Annotated in this window: 18 protein-coding genes; 7 read left to right on the top strand and 11 right to left on the bottom strand. The window is 31.7% G+C overall.

What is annotated here, in order from left to right; genetic code table 11:
- The first annotated feature begins 28 nt into the window (after nt 1–28).
- The 6 genes from FHK87_RS15780 to FHK87_RS15750 all read left to right on the top strand — a co-directional run bounded on the left by FHK87_RS15780 (nt 29) and on the right by FHK87_RS15750 (nt 14,704).
- A complete protein-coding gene (locus FHK87_RS15780) occupies nt 29–7,141 on the top strand; it encodes a BspA family leucine-rich repeat surface protein (RefSeq protein ID WP_140594731.1) in 7,113 nt (2,370 codons plus the stop codon).
- A gap of 4 nt (nt 7,142–7,145) precedes the next feature.
- Complete coding sequence (locus FHK87_RS15775) at nt 7,146–8,060, top strand: PorP/SprF family type IX secretion system membrane protein (RefSeq protein ID WP_140594730.1); 915 nt, start codon at nt 7,146–7,148, stop codon at nt 8,058–8,060.
- 1,253 nt (nt 8,061–9,313) lie between these two features.
- The gene (locus FHK87_RS15765) at nt 9,314–9,994 is read left to right on the top strand and encodes an ABC transporter ATP-binding protein (protein ID WP_140594729.1); all 681 of its coding nucleotides are present in this window, start codon (nt 9,314–9,316) and stop codon (nt 9,992–9,994) included.
- Between the two features lie 958 nt (nt 9,995–10,952).
- On the top strand, nt 10,953–13,289 hold the full coding sequence (locus FHK87_RS15760; protein ID WP_140594728.1) for a TonB-dependent receptor: 2,337 nt from the start codon (nt 10,953–10,955) through the stop codon (nt 13,287–13,289).
- Between the two features lie 27 nt (nt 13,290–13,316).
- Nucleotides 13,317–14,180: a DUF4249 domain-containing protein gene (locus tag FHK87_RS15755; protein WP_140594727.1), complete on the top strand. Its 864-nt coding sequence runs from the start codon at nt 13,317–13,319 to the stop codon at nt 14,178–14,180.
- 167 nt (nt 14,181–14,347) lie between these two features.
- Complete coding sequence (locus FHK87_RS15750) at nt 14,348–14,704, top strand: putative signal transducing protein (protein ID WP_140594726.1); 357 nt, start codon at nt 14,348–14,350, stop codon at nt 14,702–14,704.
- Nucleotides 14,705–14,842: 138 nt separating this feature from the next.
- Here the strand turns inward: FHK87_RS15750 and FHK87_RS15745 are convergent, their stop codons facing one another.
- From FHK87_RS15745 to FHK87_RS15700, 10 genes are all read right to left on the bottom strand, one after another.
- Complete coding sequence (locus FHK87_RS15745) at nt 14,843–15,106, bottom strand: hypothetical protein (protein ID WP_140594725.1); 264 nt, start codon at nt 15,104–15,106, stop codon at nt 14,843–14,845.
- A gap of 59 nt (nt 15,107–15,165) precedes the next feature.
- A complete protein-coding gene (locus FHK87_RS15740; RefSeq protein ID WP_140594724.1) occupies nt 15,166–15,855 on the bottom strand; it encodes a hypothetical protein in 690 nt (229 codons plus the stop codon).
- 270 nt (nt 15,856–16,125) lie between these two features.
- A complete protein-coding gene (locus tag FHK87_RS15735; protein ID WP_140594723.1) occupies nt 16,126–16,707 on the bottom strand; it encodes a hypothetical protein in 582 nt (193 codons plus the stop codon).
- 27 nt (nt 16,708–16,734) lie between these two features.
- Complete coding sequence (locus FHK87_RS15730) at nt 16,735–17,334, bottom strand: hypothetical protein (RefSeq protein WP_140594722.1); 600 nt, start codon at nt 17,332–17,334, stop codon at nt 16,735–16,737.
- A gap of 8 nt (nt 17,335–17,342) precedes the next feature.
- Nucleotides 17,343–17,936, bottom strand: a complete 594-nt coding sequence (locus FHK87_RS15725) for a hypothetical protein (protein WP_140594721.1) — start codon at nt 17,934–17,936, stop codon at nt 17,343–17,345.
- Nucleotides 17,937–18,497 carry a hypothetical protein gene (locus FHK87_RS15720; protein ID WP_140594720.1) on the bottom strand — a complete coding sequence of 187 codons (561 nt, stop codon included), beginning with the start codon at nt 18,495–18,497 and terminating at the stop codon, nt 17,937–17,939. It lies immediately after the preceding gene.
- On the bottom strand, nt 18,498–19,058 hold the full coding sequence (locus tag FHK87_RS15715; protein WP_140594719.1) for a hypothetical protein: 561 nt from the start codon (nt 19,056–19,058) through the stop codon (nt 18,498–18,500).
- Nucleotides 19,037–19,852 carry a hypothetical protein gene (locus tag FHK87_RS15710; RefSeq protein ID WP_140594718.1) on the bottom strand — a complete coding sequence of 272 codons (816 nt, stop codon included), beginning with the start codon at nt 19,850–19,852 and terminating at the stop codon, nt 19,037–19,039. Before FHK87_RS15710 ends, FHK87_RS15715 begins: the two co-directional genes overlap by 22 nt.
- A 5-nt stretch (nt 19,853–19,857) precedes the next feature.
- Complete coding sequence (gene tssD / locus FHK87_RS15705; RefSeq protein ID WP_140594717.1) at nt 19,858–20,562, bottom strand: type VI secretion system tube protein TssD; 705 nt, start codon at nt 20,560–20,562, stop codon at nt 19,858–19,860.
- A 454-nt stretch (nt 20,563–21,016) separates the two neighbouring features.
- Complete coding sequence (locus tag FHK87_RS15700) at nt 21,017–21,253, bottom strand: hypothetical protein (protein WP_140594716.1); 237 nt, start codon at nt 21,251–21,253, stop codon at nt 21,017–21,019.
- 154 nt (nt 21,254–21,407) lie between these two features.
- On the opposite strand from FHK87_RS15700, the gene FHK87_RS15695 reads away from it, so the two are divergent.
- Entirely contained in the window at nt 21,408–21,638 is a 231-nt protein-coding gene (locus tag FHK87_RS15695) for a helix-turn-helix domain-containing protein (RefSeq protein ID WP_140594715.1), read from the top strand.
- A gap of 698 nt (nt 21,639–22,336) precedes the next feature.
- Here the strand turns inward: FHK87_RS15695 and FHK87_RS15690 are convergent.
- Nucleotides 22,337–22,942, bottom strand: a complete 606-nt coding sequence (locus FHK87_RS15690) for a hypothetical protein (RefSeq protein ID WP_140594714.1) — start codon at nt 22,940–22,942, stop codon at nt 22,337–22,339.
- Between the last annotated feature and the right edge of the window lie 209 nt (nt 22,943–23,151).

Genomic DNA, 23,151 nt, shown 5'->3' with positions numbered 1-23,151 from the left:
ATCATAAATAATATCTAAAAATTCTATTATGAATAGAAAAACTACTTTTCTATTAGTATTAATAATTTATATAAATAGTTACGCTCAAAATTTTACTAGTGTTTGGGATACTTCAAATATAGAAGCTGGTTCTTCTGCCAACAACCAAATTACTATTCCGACAAACCCAGCATACACATATAATTATACAGTAGATTGGGGTGATGGCCAAACTGATGCTAACGTTACTGGAGACATCACCCATACGTATACTACAGAAGGTGAATACACTATAAATATTAGCGGTAGTTTTCCTTCCATTTATTTTAATCAAGCAGGTGATAAACTTAAAATTATAGAAATTTTGAGTTGGGGGAATATACAATGGCAAACTATGGAGAATGCATTTGATGGTTGCGAAAATTTGAATTTTGACGCTATTGATGCTCCAGATTTATCTCAGGTAACTACACTAAAAAATATGTTTCGCAATTGTACTCGGTTCAATGGTATTGTAAACAATTGGAATGTAAGTACCATTACCGATATTTCAGGAATGTTTGATGGTGCGCAAACGTTTAACAGGCCTTTGGCCAATTGGAACGTGAGCAATGTTACCGATATGTCTTTAACATTTTCAAGAACACGTTTTAATGAACCTCTTGACGGTTGGAATGTCGCTAGAGTTACCAATATGAGTGGGATGTTTTTTAGAGCTTCTGTGTTCAATCAAAATATTAACAGTTGGAACGTGGGTAACGTTACCGATATGTCTCAAATGTTTTCCGAAGCTTTTAGATATAATCAACCTGTAAATAATTGGAACGTTGCCAGAGTTACCAATATGGCAAGTATGTTTGACAGAGCCCGAGAGTTCAACCAACCTTTAAATAATTGGAATGTAAGTAATGTAACTAACATGACCGAAATGTTTAGTGGTTTCCTGGATATGATATTTAATCAACCCCTAGATAATTGGGAAGTTAGTAATGTAACTTCTATGGCAGGTATGTTTACCAACTGTGTTGCATTTAATCAAGATATCAGTAGTTGGAATGTGACTAGCGTAACGGATATGAGTAATATGTTTGAAGGGGCAATAACATTTAATCAGCCTATTGGTAGTTGGAATGTAGGTAATGTAACCAATATGCAAGAAATGTTTAAAGAAGATTCTTCTTTTAGACCTATGATATTCAATCAGCCTATTGGTAGTTGGGACGTAGGTAATGTTACTAATATGCAGGAAATGTTCAAAAACTGTACGGTTTTTAATCAGCCTATTGGTGGCTGGAATGTAGGTAAAGTCACCAGTATGCTAGAAATGTTTTATAACGCAAGTGCATTTAATCAACCCTTAAATAATTGGGTAACCACAGACTTGGCAGAGATGGAAGGCATGTTTGCTCTGACTACAGTATTTAATCAACCTGTAAGTAATTGGGATGTAAGTAAGGTCGATGATATGACAAACCTATTTTATCGGGCCAATGCTTTTGATCAAAGTTTAGAGAATTGGAATATTACAAATGTTGAGAACATGACACAGATGTTATCAGCTACAAATCTATCAAAAGACAATTATGACAATACACTTATTAGTTGGGCTTCGCAAACTGTAAAAGACAATGTTACTTTGGATGTTGTAGGTTTGAACTATTGTGAAGGGAGAGAGGAACGACAAGAATTAATTAATGATCATAATTGGAGAATTACCGGCGATGCAGTTGATTGCGATTTTGTACTATGTACCGAGATTATCTCTCCTCAAAATGGTGATAATAACGTACCTGCTAACTCTGATATTCGTTGGAATCCAGCTCCAAATGCCACCGGATATATTGTTACAATCATACGAAGAGATGATATGGGCAACATTTTACAAATTGTAAAAGATAATGAAGATGTTGGAAATGTAGTAGGTGTGACTTTTACCAATGAGTTTTTTCCAGGTGATAATGTCTTTGTTACCGTTACACCTTATAATACTTCGGGACAAGCTACAGGCTGCGAAGAAATACAATTTAAAACCGTACCTAGTTGGGTAAATAGTCCCGATGCATTTAAAATTACTATAGACACCAGAAACTTGGATGTACAATCTACATCTGCAAATCAAATTATATTAGAAACTACTCGAAATCTTACTTATAACTATTCAGTAGATTGGGGAGATAATCAATATGATAATGGTGTAACTTCAGAAATCACACATACCTATCTCAATCCAGGGATCTATACTATAGCTATCATAGGCGATTATCCTTCTCATGTTTATAATAGTACAAGACGAGATAATAAAAAACTTATTTCTGTAGATCAATGGGGAACTCAAGTATGGCAAACGATGAGAAATGCATTCTGGTTTTGTGAAAATATGGAGTACAATGCAACCGATGTTCCTAATTTATCTAGTGTAACCGATATGGCAAGAATGTTTAGGCGGTGTGAACTCTTTGATGGTGATATCAATAATTGGGATGTAAGTAATGTAACCAACATGGAAAATGTATTCTATGATTGTGAAATTTTTAATCAGCCTTTAGATAATTGGAATGTTGGTAACGTAACTGACATGAAAAATATGTTTTTTAATGCCAAGGCTTTTAATCAACCATTGAATAGTTGGAATGTAAGTAATGTTACTGATATGCTTAGAATGTTTAGAGGTGCAGAAGCATTCAATCAGCCTTTAGACTCATGGAATACTGAAAAAGTTACCAATATGCAAGATATGTTTTATGATTGTATAGTATTTAACCAACCACTTGACACATGGAATGTAAGTAATGTAGAAAGCATGGAAAGTATGTTTAGTGGTGCTATTGCTTTTAATAGCGCTCTAAACAATTGGACGATGGGAAAAGTTACCAATATGCAGCGTATGTTTTTTAATGCCCTAGCATTTAATCAGCCTTTAGATAATTGGAATGTAAGTACAGTAACCGAAATGCAAAACATGTTTAATCGTGCTATCGCATTTAATCAACCGATAAACGTTTGGGATGTAAGCAATGTCACATCAATGTCCAGCATGTTTGATGCTGCAACTACTTTTAATCAACCGTTAGATCAATGGAATGTGTCTTCTGTAACATTTATGTCTAGAATGTTTGCCCGGGCATCTAATTTTAACCAAAATATAAATGATTGGGAAGTTACCAATGTCCGGTCTATGGATAGCATGTTTGAAAGCGCTATTATCTTTAATCAACCTTTAGATCAGTGGGATGTGAATTCTGTTGTAGCTATGAATAGTATGTTTAAGGATGCTACTGTTTTTAATCAACCTATCGGAAACTGGAATGTGAGCGCAGTGGCTAATATGTCTTCAATGTTTGAAGAAGCTGTGGGATTTAATCAGCCCTTAAATAATTGGGATGTAAGTTCAGTAACCCTAATGGAATCCATGTTTAAAGAAGCAACTATTTTTAACCAACCTATCAATAATTGGGAAGTAGCCTCGGTAACCAATATGTCTTCGATGTTTGAAAAAGCAATAGCCTTTAATCAACCCTTAAATAATTGGAATACTAGTGAAGTATTGACCATGAATGACATGTTTAATGAAGCAATACTATTTAATCAGAATATTGATAACTGGAATGTCTCTTTTGTAACTACTATGGAGAGCATGTTTAGAAAAGCAGAAGCTTACGACCAAAGTATGAATTCTTGGAATGTGGCATCAGTAATTTCTATGGCAAATATGTTTAATGGTGCATTAGTGTTTAACAGTACCATCAATGATTGGAATGTTAGAAATGTTGAAAATATGACATCTATGTTTGCCAATACTACTTCTTTTAATCAATCTCTAAACAGTTGGCGTGTTAGCAATGTAAATAACATGAGAAATATGTTTAATAACGCACAGGTCTTTAATCAGCCATTAGATAATTGGGACTTAGGCAGCGTAAACATGGAACGTATGTTCTCTTCTGCCAGTGCTTTTAATCAGAATTTAGCAAACTGGAATGTATCTCTTGTTACCAACATGAATAGCATGCTAGATCTTTCAGGACTAAATAGAGAAAATTACGATAATACTCTTATCGCATGGTCACAACAAAATTTAACACCTGGTATTACATTAGGTGCTAGGGATGTACCCTATTGTGATGCACTAGAAGAAAGGCAATCCATAATAGGTAATTATAGTTGGAGAATAGAAGAAGATGTATTAGATTGCCCAATACCAGAATGCACACGTATTATTACAGAGTTACAAGGCGCTACCAATGTACCTGTAAATACCAATCTAACTTGGGATGCTGCTCAATTTGCAAGGGGATATCGTGTTATCGTTACTGTAGGAGGGACAGAAATTGTAAACCAAGAAGTAACAGACACTTTTTACGATTTTCCAACAGATTTTTCTGGTGGAGAAACTGTTATGGTAACCATTACGCCATTTAATGATGAAGGGGATGCTACTGGGCCTTGTACAGAAGATAGTTTTACTATTGCCACTACACCAGCTGCTGTACCTAATTGTACAACGCTAACGATGCCAGCAAATGGAACAACCAATGTGTCTGTAGACACAAATTTATCATGGATCCCTATCATAAATGCTAATGGATACACAATAATTATAGGAACGTCGGCAGGAGCATCTGATGTACTCAATGAAGATGTCGGTAATATAACTACTTATAATCCTACGACAGATTTACCAGAAGATACAGAGTTATTTGTATCCATAATCCCTTATAATGAAGAAGGAGATGCTACTGGGTGTACAGAAGAACGTTTCACTACGCAAATTATACCAAAACCACCTATTTGTACAAACTTAACAAGTCCTTTAAATGGAGCAACCAATGTTGCTATCGATACTAATATTTCATGGAATGCTGTAGCAGATGCAACTGGATATCTAGTAACTATAGGAAGTGTTAGTGGCGCTATTGATATTGCCAATAGTGTTGATGTTAATAATGTAACAACGTATAACATCCCTACTGAATTAAGAAATGATAGAACGTATTATGTAACTATTATTCCTTACAATGCGATTGGAGATGCAACAGGATGTATCGAAGAAAGTTTCTCAACAGGAAGTGCCACACCAACTATTCCAAGCTGTACCACATTAAGTTCACCGCTAAATGGTGCTACAAATGTAGCTACTAATTTAAGTAGTATTTCATGGAATCCGATTGGTAATGCCAATGGATACTTGGTAACTGTTACAGGAACAACAAACAACAACGTTACCGATGCTGATATAACTTCTGGAACAACATATATGTTTGCCAATACTTTCAATGCTAGTGAAAACGTAAATGTCTCCATCACTCCTTACAATGCCGAGGGGAATGCTACAGGGTGTACTTCAGAAAGTTTTACCATTGAAGCCCCATCCTTAGTAATTCCAAACTGTACTACGCTAAGTTCACCTCTAAATGGCGCAACCAATGTTGCTACTAATTTGAGCAGTATTTCATGGAATCCGATTGGTAATGCCAATGGATACTTGGTAACTGTTACAGGAACAACAAACAACAACGTTACCGATGCTGATATAACTTCTGGAACAACATATATGTTTGCCAATACTTTCAATGCTAGTGAAAACGTAAATATCTCCATCACTCCTTACAATGCCGCGGGGAATGCTACAGGGTGTACTTCAGAAAGTTTTACCATTGAAGCCCCATCCTTAGTAATTCCAAACTGTACTACGCTAAGTTCACCTCTAAATGGCGCAACCAATGTCGCTACTAATTTAAGCAGTATTTCATGGAATCCCGTTGGCAATGCAGATGGGTATTTGGTAACCGTTACAGGAACAACAAACAACAACGTCACCGATGCTGATATAACTTCTGGAACAACATATACGTTTGCCAATACTTTCAATGCTAATGAAACTGTAAATATCTCCATTACTCCTTACAACGCCGCAGGGAATGCTACAGGGTGTACTTCAGAAAGTTTTACCATTGAAGCCCCAACCCTAGTAATTCCAAACTGTACTACATTAAGTGCACCGCTAGATGGTGCAACCAATGTCGTTACTAATTTAAGTAGCATTTCATGGAATCCTGTTGGTAATGCTGATGGGTATTTGGTAACCGTTACAGGAACAACAAATAACAACGTTACTAACGCTGATGTCACCTCTGGAACAACATATACGTTTGCCAATTCTTTTAATGCTAATGAAACTGTAAATATCTCCATTACTCCTTACAATGCCGCGGGGAATGCTACAGGGTGTACTTCAGAAAGTTTTACCATTGAAGCCCCAACCTTAGTGATTCCAAACTGCACTACACTAAGTGCACCTCTAGATGGTGCAACCAATGTCGCTACTGATTTGAGTAGCATTTCATGGAATCCCGTTGGTAATGCTGATGGATACTTGATAACTGTTACAGGAACAACGGATAATAACGTTACTGATGCTGATGTAACTTCTGGAACAACATATACGTTTGCCAATACTTTCAATGCTAATGAAAACGTAAATATCTCCATTACTCCTTACAATGCAGCAGGGAGTGCTACAAGGTGTACTTCGGAAAGTTTTACCATTGAAGCCCCAACCTTAGTAATTCCAAACTGTACTACGCTAAGTTCACCTCTAAATGGAGCGACAAATGTCGCTACTAATTTGAGCAGTATTTCATGGAATCCGATTGGTAATGCAGATGGGTATTTGGTAACCATTACAGGAACAACAAACAACAACGTGACCGATGCTGATGTAACTTCTGGAACAACCTATACGTTTGCCAATACTTTCAATGCTAATGAAAACGTAAGTGTTACCATAACTCCTTACAATGCGGCAGGGAGTGCTACAGGGTGTACTTCGGAAAGTTTTACCATTGAAAATCAAATAGAAATTGTAGACGATAATACCAAATATGGATTTTCTCCTGATGGGGATGGTATTAATGAATTTTGGAGAATTGACGGTATTGAGAACTATCCTGAGAACATCGTATCTATTTACAATAGATGGGGAGATAAAGTATTTGAAATTTCTGGTTACAACAATACCTCAAGAGTATTTAGAGGGGATGCAAATCGTTTAACCAACTTAGGAGGAAGAGAATTACCTGAAGGAACCTATTTTTTCAATATTAATGTTTCAGGAAATACTTCATTAAAAAAGCTAAAAGGCTTTTTAGTTTTAAAACGCTAATTACATGAGAACTACTATATATAAAGTAATGACAGTGTTTATTTTGTCATTATTATTTAATGCTATACAGGCGCAACAAACGCCTATTTTTTCTGATTATTATTACAATCAAGTACTACTGAATCCTGCACATTCGGGTTATTATCCTGAAACTGAAATAAGCATAAGTAATTTTGGATACTTGAATGATTTTGAAGGAAACCCAAGAACATTTTCTGGTATTCTTAGCACTAGTATTATTGATGATAAAGTAGGAGTTAGTGGAGGAATCATAAGAGATCAAATCGGAGTAACTTCTGCTACAACTGTTTTTGCTTCTTATGCATATAAACTTTTTTTTGATCATAATTATAATAGAGCTCGATGGTGGAATTATAATCCGAATGTGTTATCCTTTGGCCTAACTACCGGAGTCCTTTTTTTAAACGAGGATTTATCACGACTCAATATACAAGGAGATCCAAATTTTGAAAATGATGTAAATGTAACTGTACCTACTTTTGGTTTTGGAGCTCTTTATAATCATAATAAGCTTTACGTTGGGTTTGCTGTACAAAACTTGTTTTCTAATAGTATTGCTTCTGATCAAAACGTTAATATTCAAACACCATATTATTTATATTCTGGTTACAGATTATATCTAAGTAGATTTGAAGAAGTAAGGGTACAACCAAGCATGCTTGTTAAACTGGAAAAAGATGCTCCGGCGCAATTCGATTTTAATGTATCCGTCAACTACAAAAATAAAATAGAAGCTGGGATTGGGTATCGTACGAGTTCTTCGCTAAACGCCCTTGTTGGTCTTTATTTTTTTCAAAATTGGCGTTTTGCATACAGCTACACTATGTTTGATCGGGAAACACCTTTTTCTAATACCAACGGGTTTATACTTACGTATAAAGCAGGCAAAGGGTTTTAATACTCTTTTTTGGTCATGAAATCAACCAAAAATAATACTACAAAAATAGCCTTACCTAATTGAACTAATAATATAAAATCGGATATAGTTTTAAGAGCTAGCAAAGAACCGTTTCAAAATATTATTCCGATAGAAACTAAAACTGTACTCAACACGAAACATGTGACCATAGTAATCAGTTAGAATTTTAATAGAACAATTTTTGTACTTTTAGTAAGATACATGTTTGCAAAAGAAGAAGATTAGCCATCAATGTGAGGGAAAATTCGATTGTTTTGTAACGTTTTATCTTGCTATAACACATATATTAAACACTGGCAACCATTAGAATGAATCACCACTAATGAAAGAATACTTCCAACTCCAATTTAAAATTATGAACCGAAAAATGATAGATTTCGGAATTCCACTTTTGATTGGATATGTACTTTCTCCTTTTATTTTTATTTTTCTGTCTAGTTATCTATTTGAAAAAACAGAATTTGCCAATTATATTTATGTCTTATTTGCTTTAAGTTTTGTTTCAAGATTAAGTGAAACTAATAGAAATGTTTTTTTAAAATCTATTTTTGGTAAGCAATACAAAATATTGAGAATACTAGAAAACTTTATTTATTGTTTGCCTTTTACTCTTTTTTTGGTTTATCAAAAACAATTTGTCTTTTCTGGTATTTTAAACTTATGTATAACTACAGTTACTTTGTTTAACTACAACAAAACTACTAACATAGTAATCCCAACACCATTTAGTAGAAAACCATTCGAATTTACAGTTGGTTTTAGAAAGACCTTCTTCGTTTTTCCAATAGCGTATTTCTTAACTTATATTTCGATATCAGTTGGAAACTTCAATCTTGGTATTTTTTCTATGCTTGCAATTGGATTTACTTGTCTTTCGTATTATTCAAAAATGGAAGATGAATATTTCGTCTGGAATTACAATTTATCTTCAAAAGAATTTTTAATAGAAAAAACAAGAACATGCTTAATCTTTTTTACAATTTTAATATTACCGATTATAATAGCTTTAAGTATTTCATTTTTTAAAGAAATAGACGTTTTGATTCTATCTCTTCTTTTGTGTTATCCTTATCTGATTACAATAATTTTTATTAAATATTCATTTTTCCCCAACGAAATGCATCTATCACAAGGAATTTTAATTGTACTTAGTTTTATATTTCCTCCAATACTTTTAATATTTATTCCTTTTTTTTATTCCAAATCAATCAAAAAATTAAACTCTATCTTAAATGATTAAAATTGATAAACTATCAAAATTTTACGGTAAAAAACAAGTTTTAAATTCAATCGATTTAGAATTTGGGAAAGGTAAAATATATGGAATCGTTGGAGAAAATGGAGCGGGAAAAACAACACTCTTTAGATGTATTTCAGGACTTGAAAACTATAAAGGAACTATTTCTTCTGAATATACTAAACTAAAAGACCATTTAGGGCTTTTATTAACAGAACCCTTCTTGTTCCCTAAAATAACTGGAGAAGAATATATACAATTACTTACCAACGCAAGACAAAAGAAACTAGTCAATATTGAGGACAGAAATATATTTGATTTACCATTAAAAAAATATGCTTCAACATATTCAACCGGAATGAAAAAGAAATTAGCTTTAACTGCCATACTTTTACAAGAAAATAATGTGTTCATTCTTGACGAGCCTTTTAATGGTGTTGATATTCAAAGTAATTTAGTTATAACTGAAATAATAAAAAGATTAAAAAAATTAGAGAAAACAGTAATTATTTCATCTCATATATTTTCGACTTTAGCGGAAACTTGTGATGAAATTTATTTAATGAAAAATGGAGAAATTATAAGGAAAGTAACACAAATAGACTTTGATAATCTGGAAAATGAGATGAAAGAATTTACGATTAGAAACCAAATCGACAAACTTGACTTGAAATAAATAACGGTAGACAATACGAACTATAAGTAATAAAACGAAAGTTTCGCAAGTAGAAGTCCACTACTACTAATACATAAGACCATTGGCATTCATAAAAAATCAATAATACTCAAAATGAAATACTGTAAGTATAAATGAAATTAATCTATTACCTACCAATTTGATAGTTAGGAATTTTCATTATGGTATTTTGACGTTGGATAAAATAATTACTACAAAAGACAGGTTACAATATTTGATATTAGGAGAATCTTAAAATACTCAAAAAGGTAAGTTTGATTTATCTGAGTTTGATGTCATAGAATGCTCCTAAAAATAAATTTGAGGAAAAGAAGCCTTAATTGATCTATTTTTTTGTCTGGTTTATTTTCAAAAAAAATTATTAAACGAAATAACCACGAAAAAATATTCTCAAAATAAATACAAAGTACAAGATTAAAACTTCATTATTTTTAATTCTACCTCAAAGTCTTTTTTAATAGATTAAGTAATGAAGCTGTGTATAAATATAATTTTTTAAAGTATTTTAAAAAAAAGAGAATAGCTGTAGTACTACAAGAGATATAGTGCCATTTAACCATCCATAAGGACAAAAATATTATCAAATTAAAGTCAATATAGAATTTAATTTAAAAAAAAATTAGGGTATTTCGTAAGCATTTTGTTTTAGGAATATAAATGACTTGTATACAATAAGATGTATCCATTTCTAACTATTTAAAGTGTTTAATCAAAAAAAGTTCATAAAGCATGAAGTGTACCTTACCCAACATTTTCTTAAACAAAATTCTCAATGATGAAGTCTCATCTATCTTAAAATTGATTCTAACTACGTATATGAATATTCATATTACTAATTAACAATTGAAAATCAGATTTTATATTCATAAAATTCAACATAATTGGTTGTTTCATAGTTAGAAAACAACAACAATTTAATCCATTAAACTTTTAAAAATTGAAAACAAAACAAGTAATTGTAATATCTTGTCTACTATTCCTATGCCTTTATCAAGGATTTTGTCAAGAAAAAACATCAAAAAAATATACAATAAGTGGATATGTAAAAGAGTCAGGAAGTCAAGAGTATTTGCCTACAGTATCCATTTATGTACCCGATAGTAGTGTTGGTACAACGACTAATGATTATGGTTTCTTTTCTCTTACTCTACCCGAGGGAGTTCATGATATCGTAATATCATTTATCGGTTATGGAACGATTAAAAAAAATATCAATCTCACTAGTGACCTCTCTCTTAACTTTGATATGAAACTTGAGACAGAAAGTCTTGAAGAGGTTATTATAGATTCAGATAGAGGTGTTAATGAAAGTCAAGTAACTCAGATGAGCGTAGTGTCTATAAAACCTTCAGAAATTGAAGACATACCAGCTATTTTAGGAGAAAAAGATGTCGTCAAAGCCCTTCAATTATTACCAGGAATCCAAAGAGGAAATGAAGGAAGTGCTGGTTTTTTTGTAAGAGGAGGAACTCCAGATCAAAACTTAATTATTTTGGATGAAGCCCCAGTTTATAATTCTAATCACCTTTTTGGAATCTTTTCAGTATTTAATGGAGATGCCATAAGATCTATAGAAACGTTTAAAGGAGGGTTTCCGGCAAAGTTTGGAGGTAGGTTATCTTCTGTACTAAAAATAGATACAAAAAATGGAAATAAAGAACGGCTAAGCGGGAAAGTAAAAGTAGGATTAATTTCTACTTCTATGTTATTAGAAGGTCCTATTAATAAAGGAAAAACCTCTTTTGTTTTTAGTGGACGCAGAACTTATGCCGATTTGTTAACTAGACCATTTCAGCCTTCTGATTTTAAAGTAGGATATCACTTTATGGATCTTAATTTTAAAATCCATCATGTTTTTAATGAAAAAAATAAATTGTATTGGAGTAATTATTTTGGACAAGACAGATTTAATGCCGTTGACAAATTTGAAGGAGATGATCTTAAAACCAAATTAGGATGGGGTAACATAACCTCAACATTGCGATGGAATCACCAGTTCAGTGATAAGTTTTTTTCAAACACTTCTTTGATTTTCAGTAATTATAATTTTGGAATTAAGATAGATGAAAAATTCAATAACGAAATTTTTAATTTTAAAACAAGCTCAGGCATCAATGATTATGGGGTTAAAGCAGATTTTGATTATTACCCTAATCCGAAGCATTCTATACGATTTGGAGTAGCATCTACTTACCATAATTTTACCCCAAAACAATCTAAAATTAGACAAACAGGAGAAGACAATGTTGATATTACCCAAAATATAGAATCTATAGAAAGTGCAGTGTATCTTGAAGATGATTGGAAAATCACAAATACATTAAGTGTATCTCCTGGTCTTCGATTAACTCATTTTCAATTCAAATCAACAAACTATCTTAATTTTGAGCCAAGAGCCACTATAGCCTGGAATGTGAAACCAGACCTTGCTATTAAAGCATCGTATGCAAAAATGAATCAGTATATTCATTTACTCTCTAACTCTGGTATTGGGTTACCTACAGATCTTTGGGTATCTTCTACCGATCAAATAAAACCTCAGGTTTCACAACAATACGCTTTGGGTATTGCCAAAGATTTTTTAGATCATGGGTATGCTCTTACTTTAGAAGGCTATTATAAAAAGATGGATGATGTAATTTCTTATAAAGAAGGAGCTTCGTTTTTACTATTAGAAGATCTGGAAACAGGAAAAGAAATTGATTGGGAAGAAAACATAACAACAGGTCAAGGCTGGGCATATGGAGCAGAACTTTTACTTCGCAAAAAAACAGGAAAACTAACAGGTTGGTTAGGATATACATTATCATGGTCAGAAAGGCAATTTGATGAACTTAATCGAGGAAGAAAATTTTTCTCAAGATATGATAGAAGACATGATGTCTCTTTGGTTGGAATCTACAAACCTAGTGATCGAATTACCTTGTCAGGAACATGGATATATTCTTCAGGAAATAATTTTAACCTTTTGGATAAAGAAACCATATCTAGTGCAGGAAATTTTCCTATTAGAAACCCTGAATTTTCTGGAAGCACCACTCCTTTTAGTACAGAACGAAATAACTTTAGAGGAGAGAGTTACCATCGTTTAGATCTTGGGATTCAATTTCATAAAAAGCTGGCAAAAAATAGAGAGCGTACATGGGGATTTTCTATCTATAATATATATGGAAGAAGAAATCCTTTTTATTACTATTTTAAAGGAAATAATAAACTTACCAAAGTTTCTGTCTTACAGTTTATTCCTTCTATTAATTACACATATAAATTCTAAAAAATCAAAATATAAATCATAAAAATTATGAGATATTTTAAAAATACAATACTATTATTAGTAAGCGTTTGGTTAGCTGGGTGCGAAACCAATGTAGATGCGAGTGATTTGTTGGATCAACAGCAACTTATCGTTATCAACGGTTTTTTATCTCCGCAAGATACCATCTTAAAAGTGCAAGTTTCTAAATCTGAATCCAAGGCAAGAGGACGAACTAATACTACCAATGAAGATTTTGTGATCAAAGATGCCACCGTGATCATCAAAGATGAAGAAGAAAATGAGGTGAGCCTTATTTATTCTAATAGCTCTTTAAGCTACGAGGCTCCTGCAACAGATTTACTTATAACTCCGGGTAAAAAATATTTTTTAGCTACAACAGTACAAGGTAAAGAATATACATCTTCTTGCATAATCCCATTGGAGCAAGTAACAGGAATAGAGCAAAGTATTGGAGTAGATAATAGAGATGATTTTATAGGAAATCGTAAAATGAAAGTAACTATTGAAGATATAAAAGAAAAGAGTAATTATTATGTAGTTGGAGCAGAAGCTACATATTCTTTTGAAGGTGATACTTCTGGAGAGACAACTAGAGATTTAGATTTTGAGTTTAACCGATTTATAACGGATACAAATAGAGAAAACTCTGTAGTGACTGCAGATGGAGGCTTTTTTCTCCCTGGTTTTGCAGAAATAACAAAGGTAAAAATCAAAGTTGCCAATACAGAAGAGATATTATATAATGCATTAAGAGCAGAATTTATAAACAATTATAATGATGATAATCCTTTTACAGAATCTGTAATTGCACCCACTAACATTGAAGGAGAAAATGGGTTTGGAGTTTTTGCAGGATACCAATTAACAGAAAAAGAAATAACATTTTAAATGATACTATTGCGATACAGATGTAACCAAAAAGTTTGGACCGTGAATGCTCTGAGTCACAAATAAGACAAAATTTACCAAACCGAGATAATATTGTCTCGGTTTTTTATTGCTTATTATTACTTTTATGTTTGTTAGCATATAGTATAACTAGACAAATCTTAACATTGGAAAATTTTAAAACTTTAATGACCTTCGATTTACCCACAGATGTAGCTGTGGTTAAGTCTAAACTTGAATCCGAAGGTATTGAATGTAAAGTTCTCGATGAACATACCGTTCAAGTGCATAACTTTATTTCACAAGCCATTGGAGGCATTCGACTTCAAGTGGAAGAATCAAATTTAAAAAAAGCCAGGATAATTCTTGAAGAAAATGGACTTATCCAAAAAGGTGATGGGCCTAAACAAAGTAACATTGAAAGGATAATTAGTAATCCTAAATTTCAAAAAAAAATAAAAATTTCATTTATTGCTGTAGTCACAATTATTCTACTATCAGCTTTATTTTTATTAATTTTTTGAGTTGTGTTTAATTTCCTTTTTTTTGTAAAAAGTTTCTTTCCCGTATCTTAAATCATCATTTAAAAATGAAGGAGCCTTAAGGTTTCCGTTTCCATGATATGCAATAAATTTGCCATCATATTTCCCCTTTTACAAAATTTACCAGAGTATAAGAGCCATCATCATAACCGATTTATAATACCCATCTAGCAATTCTTTTTTGTTTTCTTTTTTAGAAAAGTAAACTCTATTTCCAAAAGATTTGCTGCTTATTTCGTTAGAAAAAATATAAGTTTGTGTAAATGCTAAAGACGAATCACTATTTTCTTTTCTATAATCTACCCATATTAAATCACTTTCTAAGAAATACGCTGTAAGTTTTGGATGCTTTTTTCTAAACTTTTCTAATGTACCGACATGCATAGTGTTATCTTATTGTACTCTCATTTATTGAAAATTAATGGATCATGAATATTAACTATTTAATCTAAACCCAAAGACCAATTTGGTTTTATAAAAACTGACGTTTTATCTAATGGAATAAAAGCAGGACTATTAAACGAAAAAAAGAATTTTTTTTCTATGTCTGTAAACAAAATTGAATCTAATGTTCTATGAGATTTAAGGAAATCTTTGTTCGAAATTTTCACCTTATCAATTTTTCTTATTGTATCTCTATATTTTTCAATTACCTTCTGTAATTCTTCATTGGGTATATATTCTGGATAGTCAAAATATTCTACATAGGTTAATGTGCTAAAAGAGCTAATTATTGTTTGATTCGAATTTTTAACAGGAGCATATGTCCCTTCTGGTGTTTTAAAATAGTTATCCGTTATCGTAATGGGTACATATTTAATCTTTTTAAAACAACGATTCTGTATTTTAAATTCAATAGGGATTTTTAAGTAAATTTCCCCATTACCCTCTTCATATTCAACAATAACCGGTAGGTCAGATACTTGTTGCTCTATTTTAATATCTGTATACACTATTCTGAATATGGTGACCAAAAAACAAAATACAGTGAGTAGAAGTATACTATTTCGGTAATATTTGTAGTTTTTGTGCCCTGTGATGTATTGCCATATTTTTTTAATCTTATCATCAAATATAAAGGCTATAAATACGATGGTGCTGTTGATGATATAAAAACAAGGAAAAATTATCAATAGAAGTACTATTTCAAATTCAATTCTATTAGTTATACCGTTTTCTATATAAAATTGCAGGTTTGTGAAATAAGCAATTGTTTTGGTTACTTGATAATTGTAATTAAAGTAAGTATCGTAAACATAAAAGCTGATGCAGGTAAAAAAAACAATATGTAAAAATATAGAAGAAAATTTATTATAGATTTTTTTTTCTTATTTAAAAATTGATAATAAACAAATATCATACAACGAGAATCAACCAAATGATTATCCTTTTTTCTCAAAATATTAGTATTGAGTATACATACTGTTTTTGATCATCGTATCATTATTTGCCAAATCAATTTGTTCTATCCCTTTCGGTTGAAATTTTCCTTCTGATGCTTCATGAAGAAAAAATAGGTCTAGAAACCGTATTGAGATATCATGTTTATCAATGTACAAATATGTATGTTTTTGCATGTAGAGATAGATTAATAAGCTTTTTTCGTCAATACCGTTCATCACCACCAATTGTTTATGTTCTTGGTTTTTGTAGTTAAAAGTAATCACCCCGTGATTGATATAGCGTTTCTGCTCGTAGGTATCAGGCAAGTAATCAATCCTATTATCAAGAGAAATAAACTTATCATTTGTATTGACAGTTTTGGTGGTTACTTTATGTTTAAATTCTATGGCATTCAAATCTATTTTTACTCTATCTGCCTGATCCACAAACTTCTTTATAGCCTTTAGATTTACATATGTTTTTGTTTCTGCATATGTCTTATCATGATCAATATGTGATGAGTTGCGTACAATATTAGATATTTTTAAATATGCTAAAAAGATCAAACCACATGCTATGGCTATGTATATTGTTATTTCCATTATTTTTTTTATTTGTTCTTTTAAATATTAAAAGAAGGAATTAGCGTCTGTTACAGAAATCATTTGCCATCTATCATTCTTGTCTTTTTTAAACAATAACTGCTCTTTATTTGATCCATGATGAGCATTTTTTGTATATGTTGTGCTCCATACATAAGATATTGTATGTTTTTTATTAAAAACAGGGTAAGTATAGGATATTATTTTTTCTTGATGATGCACACTTTTTACATCTGCCCACCATTCATCAGAAAATTCTTTATTCTTTTTTTTAAAAACAGAAAGATCTATCAAATTACCTTTTATATCAATTTTGCTTTTAGACCAAAGCCGATTGTCTTTATCACTTTCTAAATCAGACCTTTGTTTTGTAACATATGGTAGATCAGATTTGTCAAAATAAGTAAGGCCATCCCCCTCTTCATCTTCAATTAAAATACCATATTTATCTTCCCACCATTGAGACTGTGGTGGTAGTGCAAATTTGTCGACGATTAATTTTTGTTCTGTTTTTGAGTGAAGTTGGGCATTTATAATTTCAAAAATGTCTACTACATCTTTCTCTGTTTGCTGCGTAGCGCAGGAAAAACAAAATATTCCTAAAACTAGTATATGATATATTTTCATTTTAATGGTTACTCTATTTTCTTAAGCCCATCCGGTCTTTTATCAACTTTTACAATATTACCTTTAATATCAATAGTTAAAAGATATCCTTGATGTCTCATTGAAATTGTTCTCCTTTGGCTTATCTGACATGGTTCTTTATCTATATAAGGGAATAATTTTTCTCTTTCAGAAATTGTTGGAATTATTATCTCTGTTATAACTTCTTTTCTATCTGGTTTATGATAGTAACAGTCTTTTGTAACTATAATATTACCACCTTCTAGTGTAGCTTGAAAAGTTTCATCTGTTGAAAAGACTAAAGGATAAAATTTATCATTTATAAATAATTTTCTGTTAGATAACCTGACTTCTTTACTATATCCATTAGAAAATGTATCAGCCCATATATTGATATTTCCGTTCTTTTCAAAATCAAAATAAAATGCTATTTTTTTTTCTGATGGGATATAACTCATTTCTTTAAATACAGCACTTTCGGTTTCTAATGGTAATAGATAAGGGATAAACGCATTGTCTGTTCTAGTTGTTTTACAACTACTTAATAGAATGAAAATTACCCCCCAAATGGTCAATCTGTTTATTCTTCTAGTTTTACCCATTTATTCATTAGATTTTATGATACGCCCTTTAATATCAATTTTTAAAATAGGAGGGTAATCAATAATTAAAGTATTTTGTTTATAGATAGGACTAAAATCTGGATTATTAAATAGCTTCTCTCTTTCTTCTATATTCGGTAAAGGTATGGTTTCATAGGTTTCTGATCTTGGCCGAACATTAGTCCAACAATGTTTTTTAATTATTGGAATATCATTTTTTAACTCCATCTGGAAATGTTCATCCAAATTAAAATCTAGTGGGTAAAAACGATCATTTATAAAGACTTTCATATTAGAGAGTTTATGATATTCAGGCAAACTATTTTTGAACGTTCTCATATATACATCAATGGTTGCATCATCATTAAAATCAAAAGTAAATGCGATATGCTTATATTCTTCTTTTAATTGTTGTATCTCTTTATAGATAACTTTTTCCGTTTCAAATGGAAGTTCATAAGGAATAAATGTATTGTCTATTTTAGTGCTTTTACAGCTACTAAGTAAGATTATTAAACTTCCAAAAATGATGAATAAATTTATTTTTTTGGTCGTACCCATTTATTCATTAGATTTTATAATATGACCTTTAATATCAATTTTTAAAATTGGGGGATAGTCTATTAAAAGTTGCCTTTTCCGATACCCTAAGCTACAATCAGGGTGATTGAATAGTTTTTCTCGTTCTTCTATATTTGGTAAAGGTATAGTTTCATAGGTTTCTGATCTTGGGCGAACATTAGTCCAACAATGTTTTTCAATAATTGGAATATCTTTTTTCATTTCCATTTGAAACCTTTGATCTAAATTAAAACTTAAAGGATAAAATTGATCATTTATAAAAACTTTTCTATTGGATAGTTTAAGATATTCTGACAGGCTATTTTTGAATGTTCTCATATATACATCAATAGTTGCATCATCATTAAAATCAAACGTAAATGCTACATGTTTATATTTTCCTTGTAGCTTTTGTATTTCTTCATAAATAACTTTCTCTGTTTCAAATGGCAATTCATAAGGAATAAAGGTATTGTTTGTCTTAGTGCTTTTACAACTGATAAGCAAAATTGCTAAACTTCCAAAGATGATGAATAAATTTATTTTTTTGGTCGTACCCATACTTTTACATTTTTAGTCCAAAAATCAAGCGCATCTCGTCCTACATCAAAGGTAGGTCTTTTATCTGGTTCATTTGGTCTACCACGTGTTGACCCCAGTAAAAGGGAAGGTACACCCTTACCATCTACTTTGTCAATACCGGCTTGACCACCTACATTGGTTTCATATGCTCTCAGTGAATAAATATTAAATCCATTAGCAATAGCTGTTTTTTTATCTCTATTTGATGTTCCTTCTATGTTTATCATATTATGCTCCTGTGTTTTATTATGTCCATGTACCTGTCCGATAACCAAATGCCCATTAGGACTAATATTATAACCATTTCCATCTTTGCCTTTATAATATATAATATTCATCATGATTTCACCATCCTCACGCTCGTATAATTTGGTATGTGTATCTTCTTCTGCAGTAACTATGGCAGGAGCTTCAATAGGGTCAATCCAGTTTCTTTGCAATACGATGTATACCTGATATTCGCTTAACCTAGAATTATTTTGTGTTTTTTGCATTAGAGTTTGTATAAAAGTATCATCAATAGTAACTTTTTGGCTCATTTCTTGTAGTTTCTTAATAGCTTCGCCACTATTAATATTCCCTGAGAATTCTTCTAATACATCGGCATAATCCATACTATGAATAATCCTATAGTTTTCTGTGTTCGGTTTGATTTCTTTAAAACGGTTACCGGTTTGTGAATCTATGTAAATATCTATGGCGGTTTGCACTTTGATAGTGGTCTCGCCCATAACTGTACCCTTGTATATAACCTGAAATGTATTTGTACCCATGATTACTATTGGTTTGTATTATTTTCTGATACCACTTCTAGCGGTATTTTTTCTATATCGGCTTCGATGATATAGTTTGTAATCTTATCGTTAGCAAGTCGTTTGCCCTTGTATACAAAGTCATCATCTTTGTTATTCAATACAATATCAACTGCTTCGCCAACCATATTTTCACTTTCTATTACATAATAGATTTGATCTCCTTGTTGGTATTCGTCTAATACTACATCTTCTTGATCAGTAATATACTGTCTGGTAATTCTAGGTTCATTATCCTCAACCTCCTCCTCTGCCGCTTGTTCTGTCAATAATGGGGTTACTCGCCAACCGGCTGAGTATTCTTCGGGAGAATTAGAATCTTTTAACCCTGCAGCAGTAATCTGTATCTTTTCGGCAAAAGGAGTTGTACCATCTGCCTTGTAGATTGTTGTCGACTTTATTACAATCGCATCAATCAAGTGTAGTGTATGGCTCTTGCCATTCATAGCAACAGGTGTACGTACTAATCGGCATTGCAAAAGGTTATACGATTTTAGTGCTTCTTCAAAAAACAAAGTGTCTTTGCTTGCCTCGATGACCATTTCTAATCCTGCAAAGAGAGGTTTGGCACATGGCCTATTGTTGTAATCAATGTTTTGGTTGATAGAAAACTCGTATTCTAATACGTTATATACCTTATCATGTATATAGAATTTTGTATGTATACTCATCAATCTGTTCTAGCTCTTTAGGTTTTAATAGTTATCTGATCATTTACGTTAAAGCTTAGTACAAATCTGCGGGTAGAGCAGCAAATATAGAACAATGCTTGTGATCTATTGCTGTGGTAAAACCGCAAAACTTTGTACGAAAAACATGTTTTTTGTAAGCATGCTTGTGTTTTTGGTTTATAATTCGTTGTTTTCGTTTTAATTGCTTGTTACGTCACCCCAAACTTGATTTGGGGGTCACACATACTGCGTTTGCCCAGCTTGTGAGATGCTGAATCAAGTTCAGCATGACGTACAGGGTCACAAATGTTGTGTTGCTCGGCTTGTGAGATGCTGAATCGAGTACAGCATGACGGTTTTATTGATTATATGTCATAGAAATCAGCACTACGTTTAGGGTTATACACACATTGCTTTTGACTCTACAGTATGATATTACATCATAAACACAGTACTAAGAAGTATTATAATTTTGAATCAAAAAAAGCCTTCGCATTTCATGAATTTCATTAATGGCATCATCACTGGTCTTGCCATCTTTATATAAGGTGTTGATCCAACTATATACCTGAAACTCATAAGGAGCATTGTCGGCTACACCTGCAAAAAACACTTTGCTATCCAAATGCAGGGCTTTTATCACCTCTAGAGTGAAGTAAAAATAAGTTTCGTCTTCTTGTATACTCATCATATGTTGGCTAATTAAATTAGGTGTACATCTCTCCTGGATTATTGAAATAGCAAGGTTTTTTGAATAGCAAAACACCTTGTCTTGAACAAATATAAAAAAATTATCGGCTTTTTAGACGTATGCTTTTTTACTTTTTAACAAGATTTTTGTTTCTATGGCATCTAAAAAGGAAATAAAAAGACATAAAGCCATCGGAAATCGTATTAAAGAATTACGAATACAGGCAGGATACACTAGCTATACCAATTTCGCTATAGAACATAATCTTGAAAACAAAAGTGTTTGGCGTTGGGAAGCGGGTGTAAACTATAGAATTGATACATTATGTATGATTGCTGAAATTCATGGCATCACTGTTTCTGAATTACTAAAAGACATACAATAACCTTAATATCACTATACGTCTATAAAGAGTGAAGATTGAATAGTGATATACCTAATATACCTATATACTTCTAACATCTTACTGCAAAAAACCTATACTCTCTTCACTGTATCTTTGATTGTTTTTGCATGCCTGAGGAGTGTTTTTAGATCAAAATAGTGTGTTTGATTATCAAAATTGAATAGTTAAGAATCTTGGTTGAGTATTTAAGGTTGAATCGGTCTTCGACAAGCTCAGACTGACAAGCTGATGGGTTCAAAATAGTCTATCAAACTATCAAAACTGAATGTTTTCGGTGCTTTTTTGAACCTTTTACATTCTCGGTTGAACCTCCGAGGTTCAATTTTGAATGTTTTTTGTTAAAGTTTTAACCTTTGAGGTTCAAAATAGAATGTAATACGTTAAAATTTTAACCTAATAGGTTCAAATCTGAATATCAAAGGTTAAAATTTTAACGTATTAGGTTCTCCGAAGAATGTTTTTAGTTCTTGTTTGAATGTTTTAGGTTCAAAATGATTGTTTGTAGATCTATTTTTGGGTGGTGTATTATTGTATAGTATTAGTTATAAATTGGTGATAGGTGAGGAATTATTAACAATTCAATCATATACAATCATCAATATGAGATAAGCAAAACAATAAAATATCGTATTTTTAATCTCTTGACTTGGGAAAGGCCTTTACATAGGATATAGTGTTTATTTTACTTTGTGATAATAACATTGGTAATGATTGTCTTTAGCATCTCCAAAAACTAATAATATAGCTCCTGAGTTATGATGTGCTATTTCAGCAACCAAATTACCATTTAAATCTCTGGTTAATCTTACTTTATTGACTTCTATTCCTCCGAATATATAAGGAACTCCACCAATCATTGTATTTTTATTATTTAAATATAAGTATCCAGCTCTAAGTTCATACTCAATTATTTTTTCGTTAAATTTTTTACTATTTACTAGATATTCAATTTTGATATTAGTATCATTAATAACGTTTATTTTAAAAGAAAAATTATTTAGATTATTTCTATTCAGGGTATCCTTTTTACTACCTCGATTTCGATCTAAAATTTGAAAAAAATTATTAAAACTACTGTTATAATTGTTCATTGCAGAGTCTTTGGATCTCGCTATAATACTGTATTCTCCATTTAATTCTTTCACATTTTCTGAAGTTAGAAATGAAGGAGTTAAAAACACAGGATTTTGAAATTCATATGAAAAGGAGGCACAATTACTCAAAGATATTATAATCGAAAACAGAGCTAAGTATATAAAAAATTGATTAACTATTATTTTCATAATTTAATTCTAATACTAAATAACTTCCCTTGTATGTTGTGTTTGCCTGCAGAAGGGAGCATATGCTATATACAAATTGTTAGGCTTAGTTTTTTTATATCTCAAAAATAGGATTTAATATACTTTGATATTTATTAATAGCTGGAGTAATAATTTCTTCCTTAGCTTGTTCAATGGTTAAAACTACTTCTAAACCGAAATCTTTTTTG

The organism is Aquimarina algicola (assembly GCF_006443095.1).
GTDB classification, from domain to species: domain Bacteria; phylum Bacteroidota; class Bacteroidia; order Flavobacteriales; family Flavobacteriaceae; genus Aquimarina; species Aquimarina algicola.
Note: the sequence above shows the minus strand (reverse complement) of the source record. Positions and strands in the feature narration are given on the sequence as shown.